The sequence below is a fragment of the Pararoseomonas sp. SCSIO 73927 genome, assembly GCF_037040815.1.
Taxonomy (GTDB): domain Bacteria; phylum Pseudomonadota; class Alphaproteobacteria; order Acetobacterales; family Acetobacteraceae; genus Roseomonas.
This window is the reverse complement of the sequence record NZ_CP146232.1, coordinates 5310861-5325514: the sequence shown is the minus strand read 5'-3', so window position 1 is coordinate 5325514 and position 14654 is coordinate 5310861. Positions and strand designations below refer to the sequence as shown.

The window sequence follows — 14654 nt, the reverse complement described above, 5'->3', positions numbered from 1 at the left end:
GCGCGGCATGGCCGAGATCCGCCGCTTCCGCCTCGCGCGCCAGCGCCGGCCGCGCCTGCCCGGGCTCTCCTTCAACCGGCTGCTGCCGAACATCCTCACCATGCTCGGCCTCTGCGCGGGCATGACGGCAATCCGCTTCGCCATGGATGGACGGTGGGAGCCGGCGGTGACCCTCATCGTCGTCGCCACCTTCATCGACGGGCTGGACGGCCGCCTAGCCCGCCTCCTCCAGGCCACCTCCCGCTTCGGGGCGGAGTTCGACAGCCTCTCGGACTTCCTCTGCTTCGGCGTCGCGCCCGCCTTCATCCTCTATCTCTGGACGCTCCATGAGGCGCGCGGCTTCGGCTTCATCCCCTGCCTCCTCTTCGCGGCCTGCATGGCGCTGCGCCTGGCCCGCTTCAACGCGGCCATTGACGCCCCCGTGGCGCCCGGATCCGTCCCGCGCCCGGCGGGTTTCTTCACCGGCGTGCCCGCGCCGGCGGGCGCCGGGCTGGCCCTTTTCCCGATCTTCGCCTCCCTCGCCTTCGAGGGCTGGGGGCTGAGCGGGACGGCGCACGCCCTTCGCCACCCCGTCTTCGCGGCCGTCGTGCTGGTGCTGGTCGCGGGGCTGCTCGTCAGCACCCTGCCCACCTGGTCGTTCAAGAACTTCAAGGTGCCGAGCCGCGTGGTGCTGCCCCTGCTGCTCGGTGCCGCCTCCTACGCCGCGCTGCTGGTGGCGGAGCCCTGGGCGGCGCTGGCCGCGGCGGGCATTCTCTACGGCATCATGATCCCGCTCTCGCTGCGCTCCTACCACCGCCTGCGGGCGGAGGCGGCTCGGCGGATGGCCGAGGCAGGGGCGGAGGCCGAAGCCCCCGCCACCTGAGCGGCCTCAGGCCGCCCGGATCTGCGCGAGGAACGTGTCCACCCGCTGCCGCAGCATTTCGGCCTGGCCGGAGAGCCCGGCGGAGGCGGAGCGGAGCTGGGACGCCGCGGCCCCCGTCCGCTCGGCCCCTTCCGTGACCCCCGCGGTGTGGCGGGACACGTCCTGCGTGCCCGCCGCCGCCTCCGCCACGGCGCGCCCGATCTCCCGGGTGGCCGCGCTCTGCTGCTCGGCCGCCGCCGCCACCTGGGTAGTGATGCCGTTCATCTCTTCGATCGTCCGCACGATGCCGCCGATCGCCTGAACCGCCCGCTCCGTCTCGCCCTGCATCGCCGCGATCTGGCTGCCGATCTGCTCGGTGGCCTTGGCGGTCTGGGCCGCCAGGGTCTTCACCTCGCTCGCCACCACCGCGAAGCCGCGCCCGGCCTCGCCCGCGCGGGCGGCCTCGATCGTCGCGTTCAGCGCCAGCAGGTTCGTCTGGCCGGCGATGTCGCTGATCAGCCGCACCACGTCGCCGATGCTGCGCGCCGCCTCGGAGAGGCCCTGCACGGCGCCGTCCGTGGCCCGCGCATCCCCGGCGGCGCGCCGCGCCACCTCGGCGGAGCTCGTCACCTGGCGGGAGATCTCGGCGATCGAGGCCGCCAGCTCCTCGGCGGAGGCCGCCACGGTCTGCACGTTCGCGCTCGCCTCCTCGGCCGCGGCGGCGACGGAGGTGGCGCGCTCCACCCCGTCCCGGGCCGTGCCGGCCATCTCGCCGGCCGTCGCGTCCAGCTCCGTCGCGGCGGAGGCGACGCCCCGCAGCACCTCCGCGGCCTCGGCCTCGAAGCCCCGCAGCAGCGCGTCCACCCGCTCCCCGCGCGCGGCCTTTGCCCCGGCCTCCGCCGCGCCCTCGGCCGAGAGGCGGTCCGCCTCGCGCAGCCCGTCGCGGCAGGTGGCCACGGCGCGCGCCATGTCGCCGATCTCGTCGCGGCGGGAAGCTTCCGGCAGCTTGAACCCGTAGTCGCGCCGCGCCAGCCGCAGCATGCTGGCCGAGAGGCCCCGGATCCCGCCGCCGACGTTGCGGGCGAGCCAGACGACGCAGAGCAGGCTCGCCAGCACGGCCGCCAGGATCGTGCAGGTGATCAGCCATTGCGCCTGTCGGAACGTTGCCTCCGACGTTTCCGAGGCCCCGGCAGCGCCGGCCTTGTTGAGGGCGGTGGCCTTGTCCAGCGCCTCTAGCGCCTTGCGCCAGAGGCGGACGGATTCGCCGTTGAACGCGGTCATGACGGCCGCCGCGCCCGGCGGGGCGGCCATCAGCCCCGCGACGTAATCCGAGTACACCCGGTAATCCGCCCGGAAGCTCGCGAGCAGCGCGCGCTCCTCCGCGGAGGAGACCAGCGGCTCGTAACGGCGCAGCGCCGCCTCCAGCTCGGGCCGGGCGCGCTCGTACTCGGCCTGCGAGGCGCGGCGGTCGGCCGGGTCGGTGGTCCCCATGGTGCGCGCGGCCCGCGTGCGCTCCCGCGAGTAGAGCAGCTTCACGTCGCCCAGCGCCTCCACCGAGGGCAGCCAGTTGTCGCGGAGGTCCCGTACGTTGCCCTGGACGCGGTGGAGCTGGAGGAGCGAGAGCCCGCCCAGCGTCACGACGAGGGCGAGCATCAGCCCAAAGGCGGCGATCAGCTTCCCACGGATGGAAAGGGAGCGGAGCGACATGGCGGCGCGGTTCCTCCTGCGGCCTGGAAAGCCGCCACTCTCGCCGCCACCGCTGAAGATTCCGTTGAGGCCGCGGAACTAGCCGCGCGGCGTCTCCACCAGGATGCCCTTCTCCTTCAGTGCCGCGATCTCTTCCTCCGAGTAGCCGGCCGCCGCCAGCACGGCGTCCCCGTGCTCGTTGAAGCGCGGCGGCACCGCGCGCGCGCCGCCCGGCGTGCGGGAGAGCTTGATCGGCGTGTTCAGCGCGCGGAACTCGCCGATCTCCGCCACCATGTTGCGCGCGGCCGTGTGCGGCGCCGCCACCGCCTCGTCCACGAACAGCACGGGGCCGGCGGGCAGGCCGGCCTTCAGCATGCGGTCGCACAGCGCGTGCCCGTCCTCGGTGGCCAGCCGCGCCTCCAGGATGGTGTTGAGATCGCCGCGGTTCACCACGCGGTCGCCATTGCTCGCGAAGCGCGGGTCCTTCGCCAGCTCGTCCAGGCCGAGGAAGGCGCAGAACTTCCGCCAGGCCGGCTCGTTCCCGCAGGCCACGAAGATTTCGCAGGTCGCGGTGCGGAACTTGGAGTAGGGCGAGATGTTCGGGTGCGGGTTCCCCGTGGCCGCCGGGCGCTTCCCGTTCAGGAAGTGGTTGGCCGCCTGCGGGTGCAGCAGCGCCATGCCGCAATCGTGCAGCGTCATGTCCACGTACTGCCCGTGGCCGGAGCGCTCCCGCTCCTGCAACGCCATCAGGATTCCGATGGTGGAGTAGAGCCCGGTGGCGAGGTCCACCACCGGCGTGCCCATCCGCAGCGGCCCGCTGCCCGGCTCCCCGTTGATGGACATCAGCCCGACCATGGCCTGCACGATGGCGTCGTAGCCGGGCAGCCCGCCCAGCGGTCCCTCCGCCCCGAAGCCGGAGACGCGGCAGTGCACCAGCCGCGGGAACTTCTGGGAAAGGGTGTCGTAGCCGATCCCCCACTTCTCCATGCTGCCGGGCTTATAGTTCTCGATCAGCACGTCCGCGCCATCCAGCAGGCGCAGCAGCACCTCGCGCCCCTCGGGCTTGGAGAGGTCGAGGGCGATGCTCCGCTTGTTGCGGTTCACGCCGAGGAAGTAGCTGGCGATGCCGTCCTGGAAGGGCGGGCCCCAGGCGCGCACCTCGTCGCCCTGGGGCGGCTCGATCTTGATCACCTCCGCCCCGTGGTCGGAGAGGATCATGGTGCAGTAGGGCCCGCCGAGGACGCGGGTGAGGTCGACCACGCGGATGCCCGCCAGCGCGCCCGCGCTGACGCCCGGCCGTGTGTCCGCGGGGGCGGGGCCGTTCTCCGTGATGGGCAGGGCATCGGTCATGGTTCGTCCTCCGTGGCCCCGTTCTGCCCCCATGGGCCGCCCGGCTCAAGCCGGGGCCGCGTCTCCGTCATGGGCGATCCCCCGCCTTTCCGGCCTTTCAGCGCCGGGCCGTGGGGCGGTCCCCGAGCTGGTCCAGCGCGTCCGGGTTGTCCCGCCCCCAGGCGTAGAGCAGCTCCACCGGTTCGACGAAGCGCTGCCCGAGCGCGGTCAGCCGGTACTCCACGGCGGGCGGCACCGTGCCCTGGACGTGACGGGTGAGAAGGCCGCTGCCCTCCATCTCCCGCAAGGTCTGGGTCAGCATCTTCTTGGAAATCCCGGGCAGGCTGCGCTGGAGCACGCCCGTCCGCGCCGCGCCCCCGTGCCGGGCGTGCAGCGTGTGCAGGACCATGCTCGTCCACTTCGTCGTGAACAGCGCCAGCACGCGGCGGGGCGCGCAGTCCTCCCGCCACTCGTCTTCCGGACTGCCAGGGCGCATGGGGTGGTTACCTCCGGGTTCCTATGTCCCGATTTGGTGCCGTCTGGACGCCCTGCCAAGCACCGCCCAGTTCCCGCCCCTGAACCAAAGTGGAGACTGAGATGAAGGGCACGGCACTCGTGGTCGGGGCGAGCGGGATCGTCGGCAGCGCCACGGCCGCGCTCCTGCTGGAGGAAGGCTGGACGGTGCACGGCCTGGCGCGGCGCCCGGGCCGGCAGGCCGGCGGGACCTCCGGCATCCTGCCTGTCGCGGCCGACCTCCAGGACGCGAAGGCGACCGCGGCGGCCCTGGCGGGGCTGCGCCCGGACGCGGTCTTCATCACCACCTGGCTGCGCCAGGACAGCGAGGCGGAGAACATCCGCGTCAACGCCGCGATGGTGCGGAATCTGCTGGACGGGCTGCGCCCCGCCGGCGGCGCCGGCCACGTCGCCCTCGTCACCGGCCTGAAGCACTACCTCGGCCCGTTCGAGGCCTACGGGAAGGGCACGCTGCCCCAGACCCCGTTCCGCGAGGAGCAGGGCCGGCTGGACGTGGAGAACTTCTACTACGCCCAGGAGGACGAGGTCTTCGCCGCCGCGGCGCGCGACGGCTTCACCTGGAGCGTCCACCGGCCGCACACGGTGATCGGCAAGGCCGTGGGCAACGCGATGAACATGGGGACCACCCTGGCCGTCTACGCCACGCTCTGCCGCGAGACGGGGCGGCCCTTCCGCTTCCCCGGTTCCGCCGCCCAGTGGCACGGGCTGACGGACATGACCGACGCCCGCCTCCTCGCCCGCCAGCTCCTCTGGGCCGCGACGACGCCCGCCGCGCAGAACGAGGCCTTCAACGTCGTGAACGGCGACGTCTTCCGCTGGAGCTGGATGTGGAGCCGCATCGCCGAGTGGTTCGGGCTGGAGCCCGCGCCCTTCGACGGCACCGTGCGCCCGCTGGAGCAGCAGATGGCGGGCGACGCCGAGACCTGGCGCCGCATCGCGGAGCGCGAAGGGTTGGCCGAGCCCGATCTCGCCCGCCTGGCCTCGCCCTGGCACACCGACGCCGATCTGGGCCGGCCGATCGAGGTGGTGACGGATATGAGCAAGAGCCGCCGCCTCGGCTTCACGGCCTACCAGCCGACGGATGACGCGTTCTTCGACCTCTTCGCGCAGCTCCGCGCCGACCGCCTCATTCCCTGAAGCCGGGAGACCCCCCATGGCCACCGACTTCTCGCGCAGCGACAACCTCCACCGCCCGCCCTTGCGGGAGCACTTCCGGTCGACGACGCGGCCGCTGATCGTGACGCCGACCTTCGTCAGCCGGGTGGACAGCACGCCCCCCGGCGAGCGCCCGCGCGACGAGGGCTCCGGCAAGGGGCGCGACGGGAAGGAGGTGTCGCGCCCCGACCGCCATCCGGACGCGCTCGCCATCGAGCCGAACCCCAACCTCGCCTTCGAGCACTGGGACGAGTACTGGCGGAAGGTCCACGGGCCGAAATTCGCCTATGACGAGCCGGGCAGCACCTCCGAGCTCGTACTGCGCTACGATCAGCTGCACCGCATCGCCTCCGGCCCGTCCTCCTTCTTCCGCCCGCCCTACCGCGCAATGACGGAGGTGGACGGGCGCCTCGTCTCCGATCCCGAGGCGCGCGTGCCGGCCTTCGGCCGCCCGCGCTGGGACGGGCTGGCCTACATCGTCTATGGCGAGGAAGCGGATATCCAGAGCACGCTCGGGCAGGAGAAGTTTGCGAAGCGCATCATCGCCGATGAGAAGGTGGCGTTCCGCATGGTCACCCGCGAGATCGCGCGCGAGCACATCCTGATCCCCAGCGCGCGGCACCGCGACCCGATCAGCCTCGTCCGCATCCATGTCCGCCGGCCGGAGCTGAGCCGGGAGGGGTTTCAGCAACGGCTGGTGGGAGAGCACGCCGAGCTCGTGCTCTCCCGGCCCGCAACGCATGAGTTCGTGTGCCGCTACGCCCAGCTCCACAACATCGGCTCCACGCAGAAGGACCCGGAGGGCAGCAAGATCGACGCGGTGTCGATCCTCGCCTTCGCATCGGTGAACGACGTGGAGGACTACCTCGTCAGCGCCGACCACGCCGCCATCGATGAATCGGAAGCACGCCTCGCCGGCGAGGGATCGGAATTCTGGACCGCCGCGAACTACAGCGTCATCAACCGGTTGCTGCCGGAGCTCGCGACGGAACGGCCAAGCCCCGCGGCTTGAGGAAGGAGCCCCGGGGCCGCCCTAGGGGCGGGCCCGGGTGCCGGGCATCCCGGCCATGTGGAGAAGCTCCTGCATCTCGAAGACGCCGTGGCTGGCGTATTCGGGCCGCCACTTCGGGTGCTGGCGCAGGTAGGATTTCCGGTCCCCCTGCAGCAGCCCGATGAAGACCTCCGCGACGATGCGGCCGCCGACAGGCCCGAGCCGCTTGCCGGCCTCACGCGTTTTTGCCTCCTGCAGGATGTAGAACCAGAGGGGCGTCCGCTCGGCCATCTTCAGCGCCTGGACCGCAGGGGCGAAGTCCCCCTTCGCCAGCGGCTCCTCGCCCATGGCGCGGGCCACGTCCTGGCCGCAGGGCAGGCTGAAGGTGAGGTGCCGCAGAAGGTTCCGCCCGGCGAGGGTTGCGGGCGGCTCCTCGGCCGTCGGGTTGCCGGGTGCGTCGAACGGCAGGGTGAAGAGCGGGGTGGAGATCGTCGTGTCGATGAGCTTGTTCCGCTTCACCGAGCCGTCGCCGAAATCGAAGAAGATGTTCCAGTTAACGAAGCGGTTCGGCTCGCGGAGGCCGCCGCGCAGGTCCGTCACCACCTGCCCGTCCACCACCTGCCCGAAGCGCGCGTCGAAGATCGCGGCCTGGAGGTCGGGGTTGGGCTTGTAGCCCGGGCGGATCTGGCTGTGGCCGAAGCGGTAGGCGGCCACGGAGAACTCGGCGGGTATGAAGGGCTCCTCGCGCCAGTTGTAGTACCGCCGGCCGTTCTCCAGGATGTCCTCGACCAGATCGTCGCCTACGGTGGCCGGCAGGTACTGGTTGAGGATGATCCACTGGTAATGCCAGCGGACGCGCCGCTGCGCTTCGGCGAAGCGCTCGCCGGTGCCGGGAAAGCGCGGCCGGATATCGGCCTCCACGGCGTTGTGGAACTTCAGGAAGGCGAGGTGCATCTGGGAGAGGATGACGTTCTCGTCGTTGCGCGGATCCCCGATGATCGCGGCGCCCTGGGAGTTGCGCGGGAGGTCGTCCTTCGCGTCCGGGGCGGGGCCGAGCTTCTCGATCAGGAAGCGGGCCTTGTTGCCCTTGTCGTAGAGATGGGGGCTGGCCCCGATGCCGGCGCCGTAGGCGCTGTCCAGCTCGAAGCAGGGCGTGCGGAAGTTCGAGACGGATTCCGGGTCCTGCTGCCGCTCGAAGCTCGAGGTCGGGTCGAAGGTGATGTCGTGGTCGAGAAACTGGCCGAGGAAGGTGAAGCCCACCGTCATCATCGGGTTGAGCGTGTTGTCGGCGTTCCCCGGCGCGGAGGCGAGCGCGTCGGCGGGCGGGATGAGCGGATCCTTCGGATCCATCGGCCCGTCCTTGGCGCCGAGCTTCAGGAGGTTCTTGCGCAACTCCTCGCTCGGGCTCGCGAAGGGCGCGAGATCGGGGAAGAGGCGGCCGAAGCGCCCGGACCCGTGATAAACGGAGCGGGGAGGGACGAAGTCGCGCAGGTACAGCTCGCCGTGGTGCGTCACGTCGTTCCTCCCGATGATTCGTTATCGGAACGTTGCACTTTCTTCCGGGAACCGACAACCAGATTCGGCCTGCCCGCCGGATCCACCGCGCGATGGGGTGGGGCGCCGCACGGCGCCCCACCCGCTCACTCCGCCAGGTCGCGCATCACCCTGATCAGGTCCGACTTGCCCTCGAACCCGATGCCGGGAAGGTCGGGCATGGTGATGTGCCCGTCCTCCACCCGCACCCCGTCCGGGAAGCCGCCATAGGGCTGGAACAGGTCGGGGTAGCTCTCGTTCCCGCCCAGCCCGAGGCCGGCCGCGATGTTCAGCGACATCTGGTGCCCGCCGTGGGGGATGCAGCGGCTGGGCGACCAGCCCGCGGTATTCAGCACCTCCAGCGTGCGCTGGTACTCGCAGAGGCCGTAGGAGAGGGCGCAGTCGAATTGCAGCCAGTCCCGGTCCGGCCGCATCCCGCCGTAGCGGATCAGGTTGCGCGCGTCCTGGTGGCTGAACAGGTTCTCGCCGGTGGCCATGGCCGCCGGGTAGAACTCGGCGAGCTGGGCCTGCAGGTTGTAGTCCAGCGGATCGCCCGCCTCCTCGTACCAGAAGAGCGGGTAGTCCCGCAGCGTCTTGGCGTAGGCGATCGCGTCCTCGAGGTTCAGGCGGCCATTGGCATCCACCGCCAGCTGCGCCTTCCCGTCCAGCTCCTTCAGCACGCCCTCGATGCGCGGCCGGTCCTCCTCAATGCCGTTGCCGATCTTCATCTTCACCACGTTGTAGCCGCGGTCGAGGTAGCTCCGCATCTCCGCCCGCAGCTGCTCGATCCCCTTGCCCGGATAGTAGTAGCCGCCCGCGGCATAGACGAAGACGCGCGGGTCCGCCTGCCGCCCGTGACGCTCCGCCAGCAGCCGGAACAGCGGCTTCCCCGCGATCTTCGCCACCGCGTCCCACACCGCCATGTCGATGGTGCCGACGGCGACGGAGCGCTCCCCGTGCCCGCCCGGCTTCTCGTTCTTCATCAGCGCCGCCCAGATCCGGTCCGGGTCCAGGTTGTCGCCCGCGTCGTTCAGCAGGCTCTCCGGCTTCGCCTCCAGCAGCCGCGGCGCGAAGCGCTCCCGGATCAGCCCGCCCTGGCCGTAGCGGCCGTTGGAGTTGAAGCCGTAGCCCACCACCGGCCGCCCGTCTCGGATCACATCGGTGACCACGGCGACGAGGGAGAGCGTCATCTTGCTGAAGTCGATATAGGCATTGGCGATGGAGGAGGCGATCGGTGCCGTCACCTCCCGCAGATCCACGATGCGCATGGCATTCCCCTTCTTGCGGGGCGGAAGATGCCGTTTGCCGGGCGGCAGGGCCAATGCCGATCGCGCCTCGCGTGATAAGGGTTCGGCATGACGCTGGACCTCTCCCAGATCGAGGACTTCCGGGCGCTGGCGGAAACCGGGAACTTCTCCCGCGCCGCCGCCCTGCGGAACGTGACCCAGCCCGCCTTCAGCCGCCGCATCCGCTCCCTGGAGGACTGGGCGGGCACCCCGCTCTTCGACCGCGACGCCCACCCGATCGCCCTGACCCCGGCGGGGGAGGCGCTAAGCCCGCTGCTGGCGGAGGCGCTGCGCTGTGTGGCGGAGGGCCGGGACGCCGCCCGCGCCGCGGCCGAAGGCGCGCGCGCGTCGCTCCGCTTCGCGGCCACCCACGTCCTCTCCTTCACCTTCTTCCCGGCCTGGCTGCGCGCGCTGGAGGACGGCGCGCCGCCCGGCGCCGTCTCCCTCGTCTCCGACAGCCTCCAGGCCTGCGAGGCGCTGATGCTGGCGGGCCAGGCGCAGTTCCTGCTCTGCCACCACCATGCCGCCGCGCCCTCCCGCCTCGATCCCGGCCGCTTCCCCTCCCACCGCGTCGGCACGGACCGGCTGGTGCCCGTGGCCGCGCCGGGCGGGCCGTCGATCGTGCCCGGGACAGGGGAGGGGAGGGAGGCGCTGCCCTTCCTCGCCTACAGCCGCGAATCCGGTCTCGGGCGCATTCTGGCGGCGGCGCTGCCGGAAGCGGTGGCGGCAAGGCTGACCCCAGCCTTCACCGCCCACCACGCCGCCACGCTGCGGAGCATGGCGCGCAACGGCCGCGGCATCGCCTGGCTGCCGGAAAGCCTGGTGGCGGAGGACCTCGCGGCGGGCACCCTGCACCGCGCCGGCCCGGCCGCGCTGGAGGTGGCGCTGGAGATCCGCGTGATCCGCCCCCTGGCGCTCGGCGCCGCCGCGGAAACCTTCTGGGCCCTCGCCACGCGCCCGGAGAAACCGCGCACACCCCTGGCATAGGCGTTGCTAACCTTCGCCGCGACCGGGTGCGGGCTCCCCTCCCGCCGGGCGACCGCCAGAGGACTTCCCATGCAACGCCGCGCCTTCCTCGCCATGCCTGCCCTCCTGGCCGCGCTGCCGTCGCGGGCAGCCCTGGCGCAGGACTGGAAGCCCGCCGCCCCCGTGCGCTTCGTCGTGCCTTTCCCGCCGGGCTCCAGCATCGACCTGGTCGGCCGCCTCGTCGCGGACGGCGCCGGCCCCCTGCTGGGCCAGAACGTGGTGGTGGAGAACCGGCCGGGCGCCGGCACGCTGGTGGCCGTGCAGGCCGTGAAGGCCATGCCGCCGGACGGACAGGCGGCGCTGGTGGTTGCCAACAGTTTCACGGTGAACCCGAACCTGCACAGGCCGAAGCCCTACGACCCGCTGGCGGACTTCACCCCGCTCGCGCTGCTGGTGGAGATGCCGCACGTCGTGGTCTGCCACCCCGCGCTCGCCCCCGACTTCCAGGCCTTCCTGGCGAAGGCGAGGCAGGGCGGGACGGGCCTCTCCTTCGGCAGCAACGGCCAGGGCACCAGCCAGCACATGGGGATGGAGCACCTGAAGCTCCTGGCCGGGCTGAACGCGCAGCACGTCCCCTACCGCGGCACGCCGCAGATGATGACGGACCTTCTCGCCGGCCGCGTGGACTACACCTTCGCCAACATGCCGGACGTGCTGCAGGTGATCCGGGAGAGGCAGGTGACGCCGCTCGCCGTCGTGTCCAGGGGGCGGCACCGCCTGCTGCCCGAGGTGCCGACGCTCGCCGAGCTGGGCTTCCCGCAGGTGATCTCGGATTCCTGGTACGGCGTGGTCATGCCCGCGGGCGCGCGGCCCGAGGTGGCGGCGGGGCTGAGCAAGGCCTGGCTGGAATCCCTCAACCGCCCCGCCACGCGCGCGAAGATGGAGGAGCTGGGCCTCGATATCCTCGGCGGCGGCCCCGCCGAGCTCGTCGCCCGCATCGGCCGCGACACGGGGGTCTATGCGGAGGTGATCCGCGCCGCCAACCTGCAGCCCGGCTGATCAGAGGAACGCGCCATGACCCCGCTCGAGCACATCCAGCCCGCCGACCAGTTCAAGGTGGCCGCGCCCCTCTCCCCGGCGGTGAAGTGCGGCAATCTCCTCTACATCTCCGGCATTCCCGCCTACGACGAGAAGGGACGGCTCGCCGTCGGCGACTTTCCCGCGCAGATGACGCAGGTGATGAAGAGCATCACCGGCCTCCTGAAGGAGGCGGGCGGCGACTGGTCCCGCGTGGTGAAGGTGAACGTGCTGCTGACGCGGCGCGAGGATTTCGAGGAGATGAATCGCATCTACGCCGCGCATTTCCCGGACGGGAAGTACCCCGCGCGCACCACCGCCATCGTCTACTCCCTGCCGCGCCCGAACTTCCTGCTGGAGATCGAGGCCGTCGCCGTCCTCGGCTAGGGCCCGCCCGCCAGCTCCTCCAGGATCGGGCAATCCGGCCGCGCATCGCCGTGGCAGTGCGCGGCCAGGTGGCGCAGCGTGGAGGCCATGGCGGAGAGGTCCCGCGCCTTGGCCTCCAGCGCCTCCACATGCGCCAGCGCCAGCCGCTTCACCTCCGCGCTCGCCCGCGCCTTGTCCCGCCACAGCGCCAGCAGCCCCGCGATCTCCGCCAGCGAGAAGCCGAGGTCCCGCGCCCGCCGGATGAAGCGCAGCGCGTGGACATCCGCCTCCCCGTAATCGCGGTAGTTGGAGTCCCTGCGCGCCGCGGCGGGCAGCAGCCCCACCGCCTCGTAATGCCGGATCATCTTCGCCGAGACGCCGGAGGCCTCGGCCGCTTCCCCGATCCTCACCGCGCGAATCCCCGCAGCCGCAGCGCATTTCCGACGACGAAGACGCTGGATAGCCCCATGGCCGCCGCCGCCAGCACGGGGGAGAGCAGCCCGGCCATTGCCACGGGGATCAGCACGGCGTTGTAGGCGAAGGCCCAGAACAGGTTCTGCCGGATGTTCCGCAGCGTGGCGCGGCTGAGGCCGATGGCGGTCGCGACCCCGCGCGGATCGCCGGACATCAGCACGACATCCGCGCTCTCGATCGCCACGTCTGTCCCCGTGCCGATGGCGATGCCCACATCCGCCGCGGCAAGAGCGGGCGCGTCGTTGATGCCGTCGCCCACGAAGGCCAGCGCGCCGCGGCCCTTCAGCCGCCGCACCGCCTCCACCTTGCCATCCGGCAGCACCTCCGCCTCCACCTCCCCGATGCCCAGCGGGCGGGCGATAGCCTCCGCGGTGCGCCGGTTGTCGCCGCTCACCATCGCCAGGCGCAGGCCCATCGCCCGCAGCGCCGACATCGCGGTTGGGGAGGTGGCGCGCACGGGATCGGCCACCGCCAGGATCGCTGCCAGCCGCCCTTCCACCGCCGCATAGACCGGGCTGCGCCCCGCCCCGCCCAGCCGCGCCGCCTCGGCCGCGAAGGGCGACACGTCCAGGCCGAGCGAGGCCATGAACCGGTCCGCGCCGACCTCCACGCGCTGCCCCTCCACCTCCGCGCGCAACCCCATGCCCGGCACGGCGCGCATGTTGCTGGCCACCGGCACGCGAAGCCCGCGCTCCGCCGCCGCCGCGCGGATCGCGGCAGCCACCGGGTGCTCGCTGCCGGACTCCGCCGCGGCGATCAGCGGCAGCAGCGTCGCCTCGTCGAAGCCGGGCGCGGGCAGGAAATCCGTCAGCGCCGGGCGTCCCTCCGTCAACGTCCCCGTCTTGTCCATCGCCACGACGGAGACGCCCTGCAGAGCCTGCAGCGCCGCGCCGCGCCGGAACAGCACGCCCAGCTCCGCCCCGCGCCCCGTGCCCACCATCACGGCCACCGGCGTCGCCAGCCCCATGGCGCAGGGGCAGGCGATGATCAGCACCGCCACCGCCGCGACCAGCGCCTGCGCCACGCCCCCGCCCAGCAGCAGCCACCCCAGGAAGGTCAGCGCCGCCACGCCGATCACGGCGGGCACGAACCACAGCGTCACCCGGTCCGCCAGCGCCTGGATCGGCAGCTTGCCGCCCTGTGCCTCCTCCACCAGCCGCGTGATCCGCGCCAGCACCGTGCCCGATCCCACCGCCGTCGCCCGCAGGCGCAACGCGCCCGCCCCGTTCACCGTGCCGCCCACCACCGCGTCGCCGACGCCCCTGCGGACGGGCGCGGATTCGCCCGTGACCATGGATTCGTCGATGTGGGACTCGCCCTCCAGCACCACCGCGTCGGTCGGCACGCGCTCGCCGGGGCGCAGGCGCATCACGTCGCCCGCGCGCAGCCCGGCGGCGGGCACCTCCACCTCCTCGCCGCCGCGGTCCACCCGCGCGACGGGGGGCTGGAGGTCCAGCAGCCGCCTGATCGCCGCCGAGGCCCGCCCGCGCGACCGCGCCTCCAGCCATCGCCCGAGCAGGACGAGGGCGACGATGACGGCCGAAGCCTCGAAGTAGACGTGCCGGCTTTCCTCCGGCACCAGCCCGGGCGCCAGCACCACCACCGCCGAATAGGCCAGGGCCGCGAGGGTGCCGAGGGCGACAAGGCTGTTCATCTCCGGCGCGCCACGGAACAGCGCGGGCCAGCCTGTCCGCTGGAAGCGGAGACCCGGCCCGAAAACCACGGCGCTCGCCAGGACCAGCTGCGCCAGGTTCCACGCCGTGCCGCTAACCGCGTGGTGGAGCGCCGGCACCAGATGGCCGCCCATCTCCACCATGAAGAGCGGCGCGGCCAGAGCAACCGCGATCGCCGCATCCCGCCGCAGCCCCGCCTCCTCCTCCGCTCCGGGCGGGGCAGCGGGACCGGCGCTCTCCTCCGGCACGGCCTCCGCCACCGGCGCATAGCCCGCCGCGCGGATGGCCGATTCCAGCGCCGCCCGGTCCACCGTGCCCGGCGCGTGCCGCACTGTGGCCCTGTGCGTCGCGAAGTTGACGGAGGCCGCGTTCACGCCCGGCAGCGCGGCCAGATGCCGCTCCACCCGCCGCGCGCAGCCGGCGCAGGTCATGCCCGCCACGCCGATCTCGGTGGCCCCCTCAGGCGAGGCGTAGCCCGCCGCCTCCACCGCCGCCCGCAGCGCCCCGGCCTCGATCGCCTCCCCCTCCACCGTGGCGCGGTGGGTGGCCAGGTTCACGCTCGCGCCCGTCACGCCCGGTACGGCGGCCAGGGCGCGCTCCACCCGGCCGACGCAGCCCGCGCAGTGCATGCCCTCGACGGGCAGGGTGATCCGGGTGGTCTCGGCAACGGCCATGGAGAGGGCTCCTTCGCCACCCCAGATGAGGCTTCCCATCATGGGAAGGTCAAGGGGTGGTTCCCGCGC

At 72.4% G+C, this 14654-nt stretch carries 13 protein-coding genes; 6 read left to right on the top strand and 7 right to left on the bottom strand.

Annotated features, from left to right (window positions below; genetic code table 11):
- Positions 1-7: 7 nt before the first annotated feature.
- Positions 8-862, top strand: a complete 855-nt coding sequence (locus tag VQH23_RS25145; RefSeq protein ID WP_338663405.1) for a phosphatidylcholine/phosphatidylserine synthase — start codon at positions 8-10, stop codon at positions 860-862.
- Between the two features lie 6 nt (positions 863-868).
- On the opposite strand, the gene VQH23_RS25140 is transcribed toward VQH23_RS25145, so the two are convergent.
- The 3 genes from VQH23_RS25140 to VQH23_RS25130 all read right to left on the bottom strand — a co-directional run bounded on the left by VQH23_RS25140 (position 869) and on the right by VQH23_RS25130 (position 4352).
- Positions 869-2548 (bottom strand): methyl-accepting chemotaxis protein, encoded by a 1680-nt coding sequence (locus tag VQH23_RS25140; protein ID WP_338663404.1) that lies wholly within the window; start codon positions 2546-2548, stop codon positions 869-871.
- A gap of 78 nt (positions 2549-2626) precedes the next feature.
- A complete protein-coding gene (locus VQH23_RS25135) occupies positions 2627-3877 on the bottom strand; it encodes a CaiB/BaiF CoA-transferase family protein (protein ID WP_338663403.1) in 1251 nt (416 codons plus the stop codon).
- Positions 3878-3974: 97 nt separating this feature from the next.
- Positions 3975-4352: a helix-turn-helix domain-containing protein gene (locus VQH23_RS25130; protein WP_338663402.1), complete on the bottom strand. Its 378-nt coding sequence runs from the start codon at positions 4350-4352 to the stop codon at positions 3975-3977.
- A 101-nt stretch (positions 4353-4453) separates the two neighbouring features.
- Between VQH23_RS25130 and VQH23_RS25125 the strand changes: the two genes are divergently transcribed.
- Positions 4454-5527, top strand: a complete 1074-nt coding sequence (locus tag VQH23_RS25125) for an SDR family oxidoreductase (RefSeq protein ID WP_338663401.1) — start codon at positions 4454-4456, stop codon at positions 5525-5527.
- A 16-nt stretch (positions 5528-5543) separates the two neighbouring features.
- On the top strand, positions 5544-6557 hold the full coding sequence (locus VQH23_RS25120; RefSeq protein ID WP_338663400.1) for a hypothetical protein: 1014 nt from the start codon (positions 5544-5546) through the stop codon (positions 6555-6557).
- A 21-nt stretch (positions 6558-6578) separates the two neighbouring features.
- On the opposite strand, the gene VQH23_RS25115 is transcribed toward VQH23_RS25120, so the two are convergent.
- A complete protein-coding gene (locus tag VQH23_RS25115; RefSeq protein WP_338663399.1) occupies positions 6579-8051 on the bottom strand; it encodes a heme peroxidase family protein in 1473 nt (490 codons plus the stop codon).
- A 125-nt stretch (positions 8052-8176) separates the two neighbouring features.
- A complete protein-coding gene (locus VQH23_RS25110) occupies positions 8177-9337 on the bottom strand; it encodes a mandelate racemase/muconate lactonizing enzyme family protein (RefSeq protein WP_338663398.1) in 1161 nt (386 codons plus the stop codon).
- An 87-nt stretch (positions 9338-9424) separates the two neighbouring features.
- Here VQH23_RS25110 and VQH23_RS25105 point away from each other — a divergent pair, with 87 nt between their 5' ends.
- The 3 genes from VQH23_RS25105 (at position 9425) to VQH23_RS25095 (ending at position 11785) form a co-directional block, all read left to right on the top strand.
- Positions 9425-10342: a LysR family transcriptional regulator gene (locus tag VQH23_RS25105; RefSeq protein ID WP_338663397.1), complete on the top strand. Its 918-nt coding sequence runs from the start codon at positions 9425-9427 to the stop codon at positions 10340-10342.
- A gap of 69 nt (positions 10343-10411) precedes the next feature.
- On the top strand, positions 10412-11380 hold the full coding sequence (locus VQH23_RS25100) for a tripartite tricarboxylate transporter substrate binding protein (RefSeq protein ID WP_338663396.1): 969 nt from the start codon (positions 10412-10414) through the stop codon (positions 11378-11380).
- 15 nt (positions 11381-11395) lie between these two features.
- Complete coding sequence (locus tag VQH23_RS25095; protein WP_338663395.1) at positions 11396-11785, top strand: RidA family protein; 390 nt, start codon at positions 11396-11398, stop codon at positions 11783-11785.
- Here the strand turns inward: VQH23_RS25095 and cueR are convergent.
- Positions 11782-12174 (bottom strand): Cu(I)-responsive transcriptional regulator, encoded by a 393-nt coding sequence (gene cueR / locus VQH23_RS25090; protein WP_338663394.1) that lies wholly within the window; start codon positions 12172-12174, stop codon positions 11782-11784. The two genes, VQH23_RS25095 and cueR, sit on opposite strands and share 4 nt — an antisense overlap.
- Positions 12171-14585 carry a heavy metal translocating P-type ATPase gene (locus tag VQH23_RS25085; protein WP_338663393.1) on the bottom strand — a complete coding sequence of 805 codons (2415 nt, stop codon included), beginning with the start codon at positions 14583-14585 and terminating at the stop codon, positions 12171-12173. The genes cueR and VQH23_RS25085 overlap by 4 nt, the downstream gene beginning before the upstream one ends.
- Between the last annotated feature and the right edge of the window lie 69 nt (positions 14586-14654).

What these genes read in the sequence shown, in the direction of transcription:
- VQH23_RS25125 (WP_338663401.1), top strand. Translation starts at nt 4,454, where the DNA reads ATGAAGGGCACGGCACTCGTGGTCGGGGCGAGCGGGATCGTCGGCAGC.
- VQH23_RS25130 (WP_338663402.1), bottom strand. Translation starts at nt 4,352, where the DNA reads ATGCGCCCTGGCAGTCCGGAAGACGAGTGGCGGGAGGACTGCGCGCCC.
- VQH23_RS25110 (WP_338663398.1), bottom strand. Translation starts at nt 9,337, where the DNA reads ATGCGCATCGTGGATCTGCGGGAGGTGACGGCACCGATCGCCTCCTCC.
- VQH23_RS25120 (WP_338663400.1), top strand. Translation starts at nt 5,544, where the DNA reads ATGGCCACCGACTTCTCGCGCAGCGACAACCTCCACCGCCCGCCCTTG.
- VQH23_RS25085 (WP_338663393.1), bottom strand. Translation starts at nt 14,585, where the DNA reads ATGGCCGTTGCCGAGACCACCCGGATCACCCTGCCCGTCGAGGGCATG.
- VQH23_RS25140 (WP_338663404.1), bottom strand. Translation starts at nt 2,548, where the DNA reads ATGTCGCTCCGCTCCCTTTCCATCCGTGGGAAGCTGATCGCCGCCTTT.
- VQH23_RS25100 (WP_338663396.1), top strand. Translation starts at nt 10,412, where the DNA reads ATGCAACGCCGCGCCTTCCTCGCCATGCCTGCCCTCCTGGCCGCGCTG.
- VQH23_RS25145 (WP_338663405.1), top strand. Translation starts at nt 8, where the DNA reads ATGGCCGAGATCCGCCGCTTCCGCCTCGCGCGCCAGCGCCGGCCGCGC.
- VQH23_RS25135 (WP_338663403.1), bottom strand. Translation starts at nt 3,877, where the DNA reads ATGACCGATGCCCTGCCCATCACGGAGAACGGCCCCGCCCCCGCGGAC.
- VQH23_RS25105 (WP_338663397.1), top strand. Translation starts at nt 9,425, where the DNA reads ATGACGCTGGACCTCTCCCAGATCGAGGACTTCCGGGCGCTGGCGGAA.
- VQH23_RS25095 (WP_338663395.1), top strand. Translation starts at nt 11,396, where the DNA reads ATGACCCCGCTCGAGCACATCCAGCCCGCCGACCAGTTCAAGGTGGCC.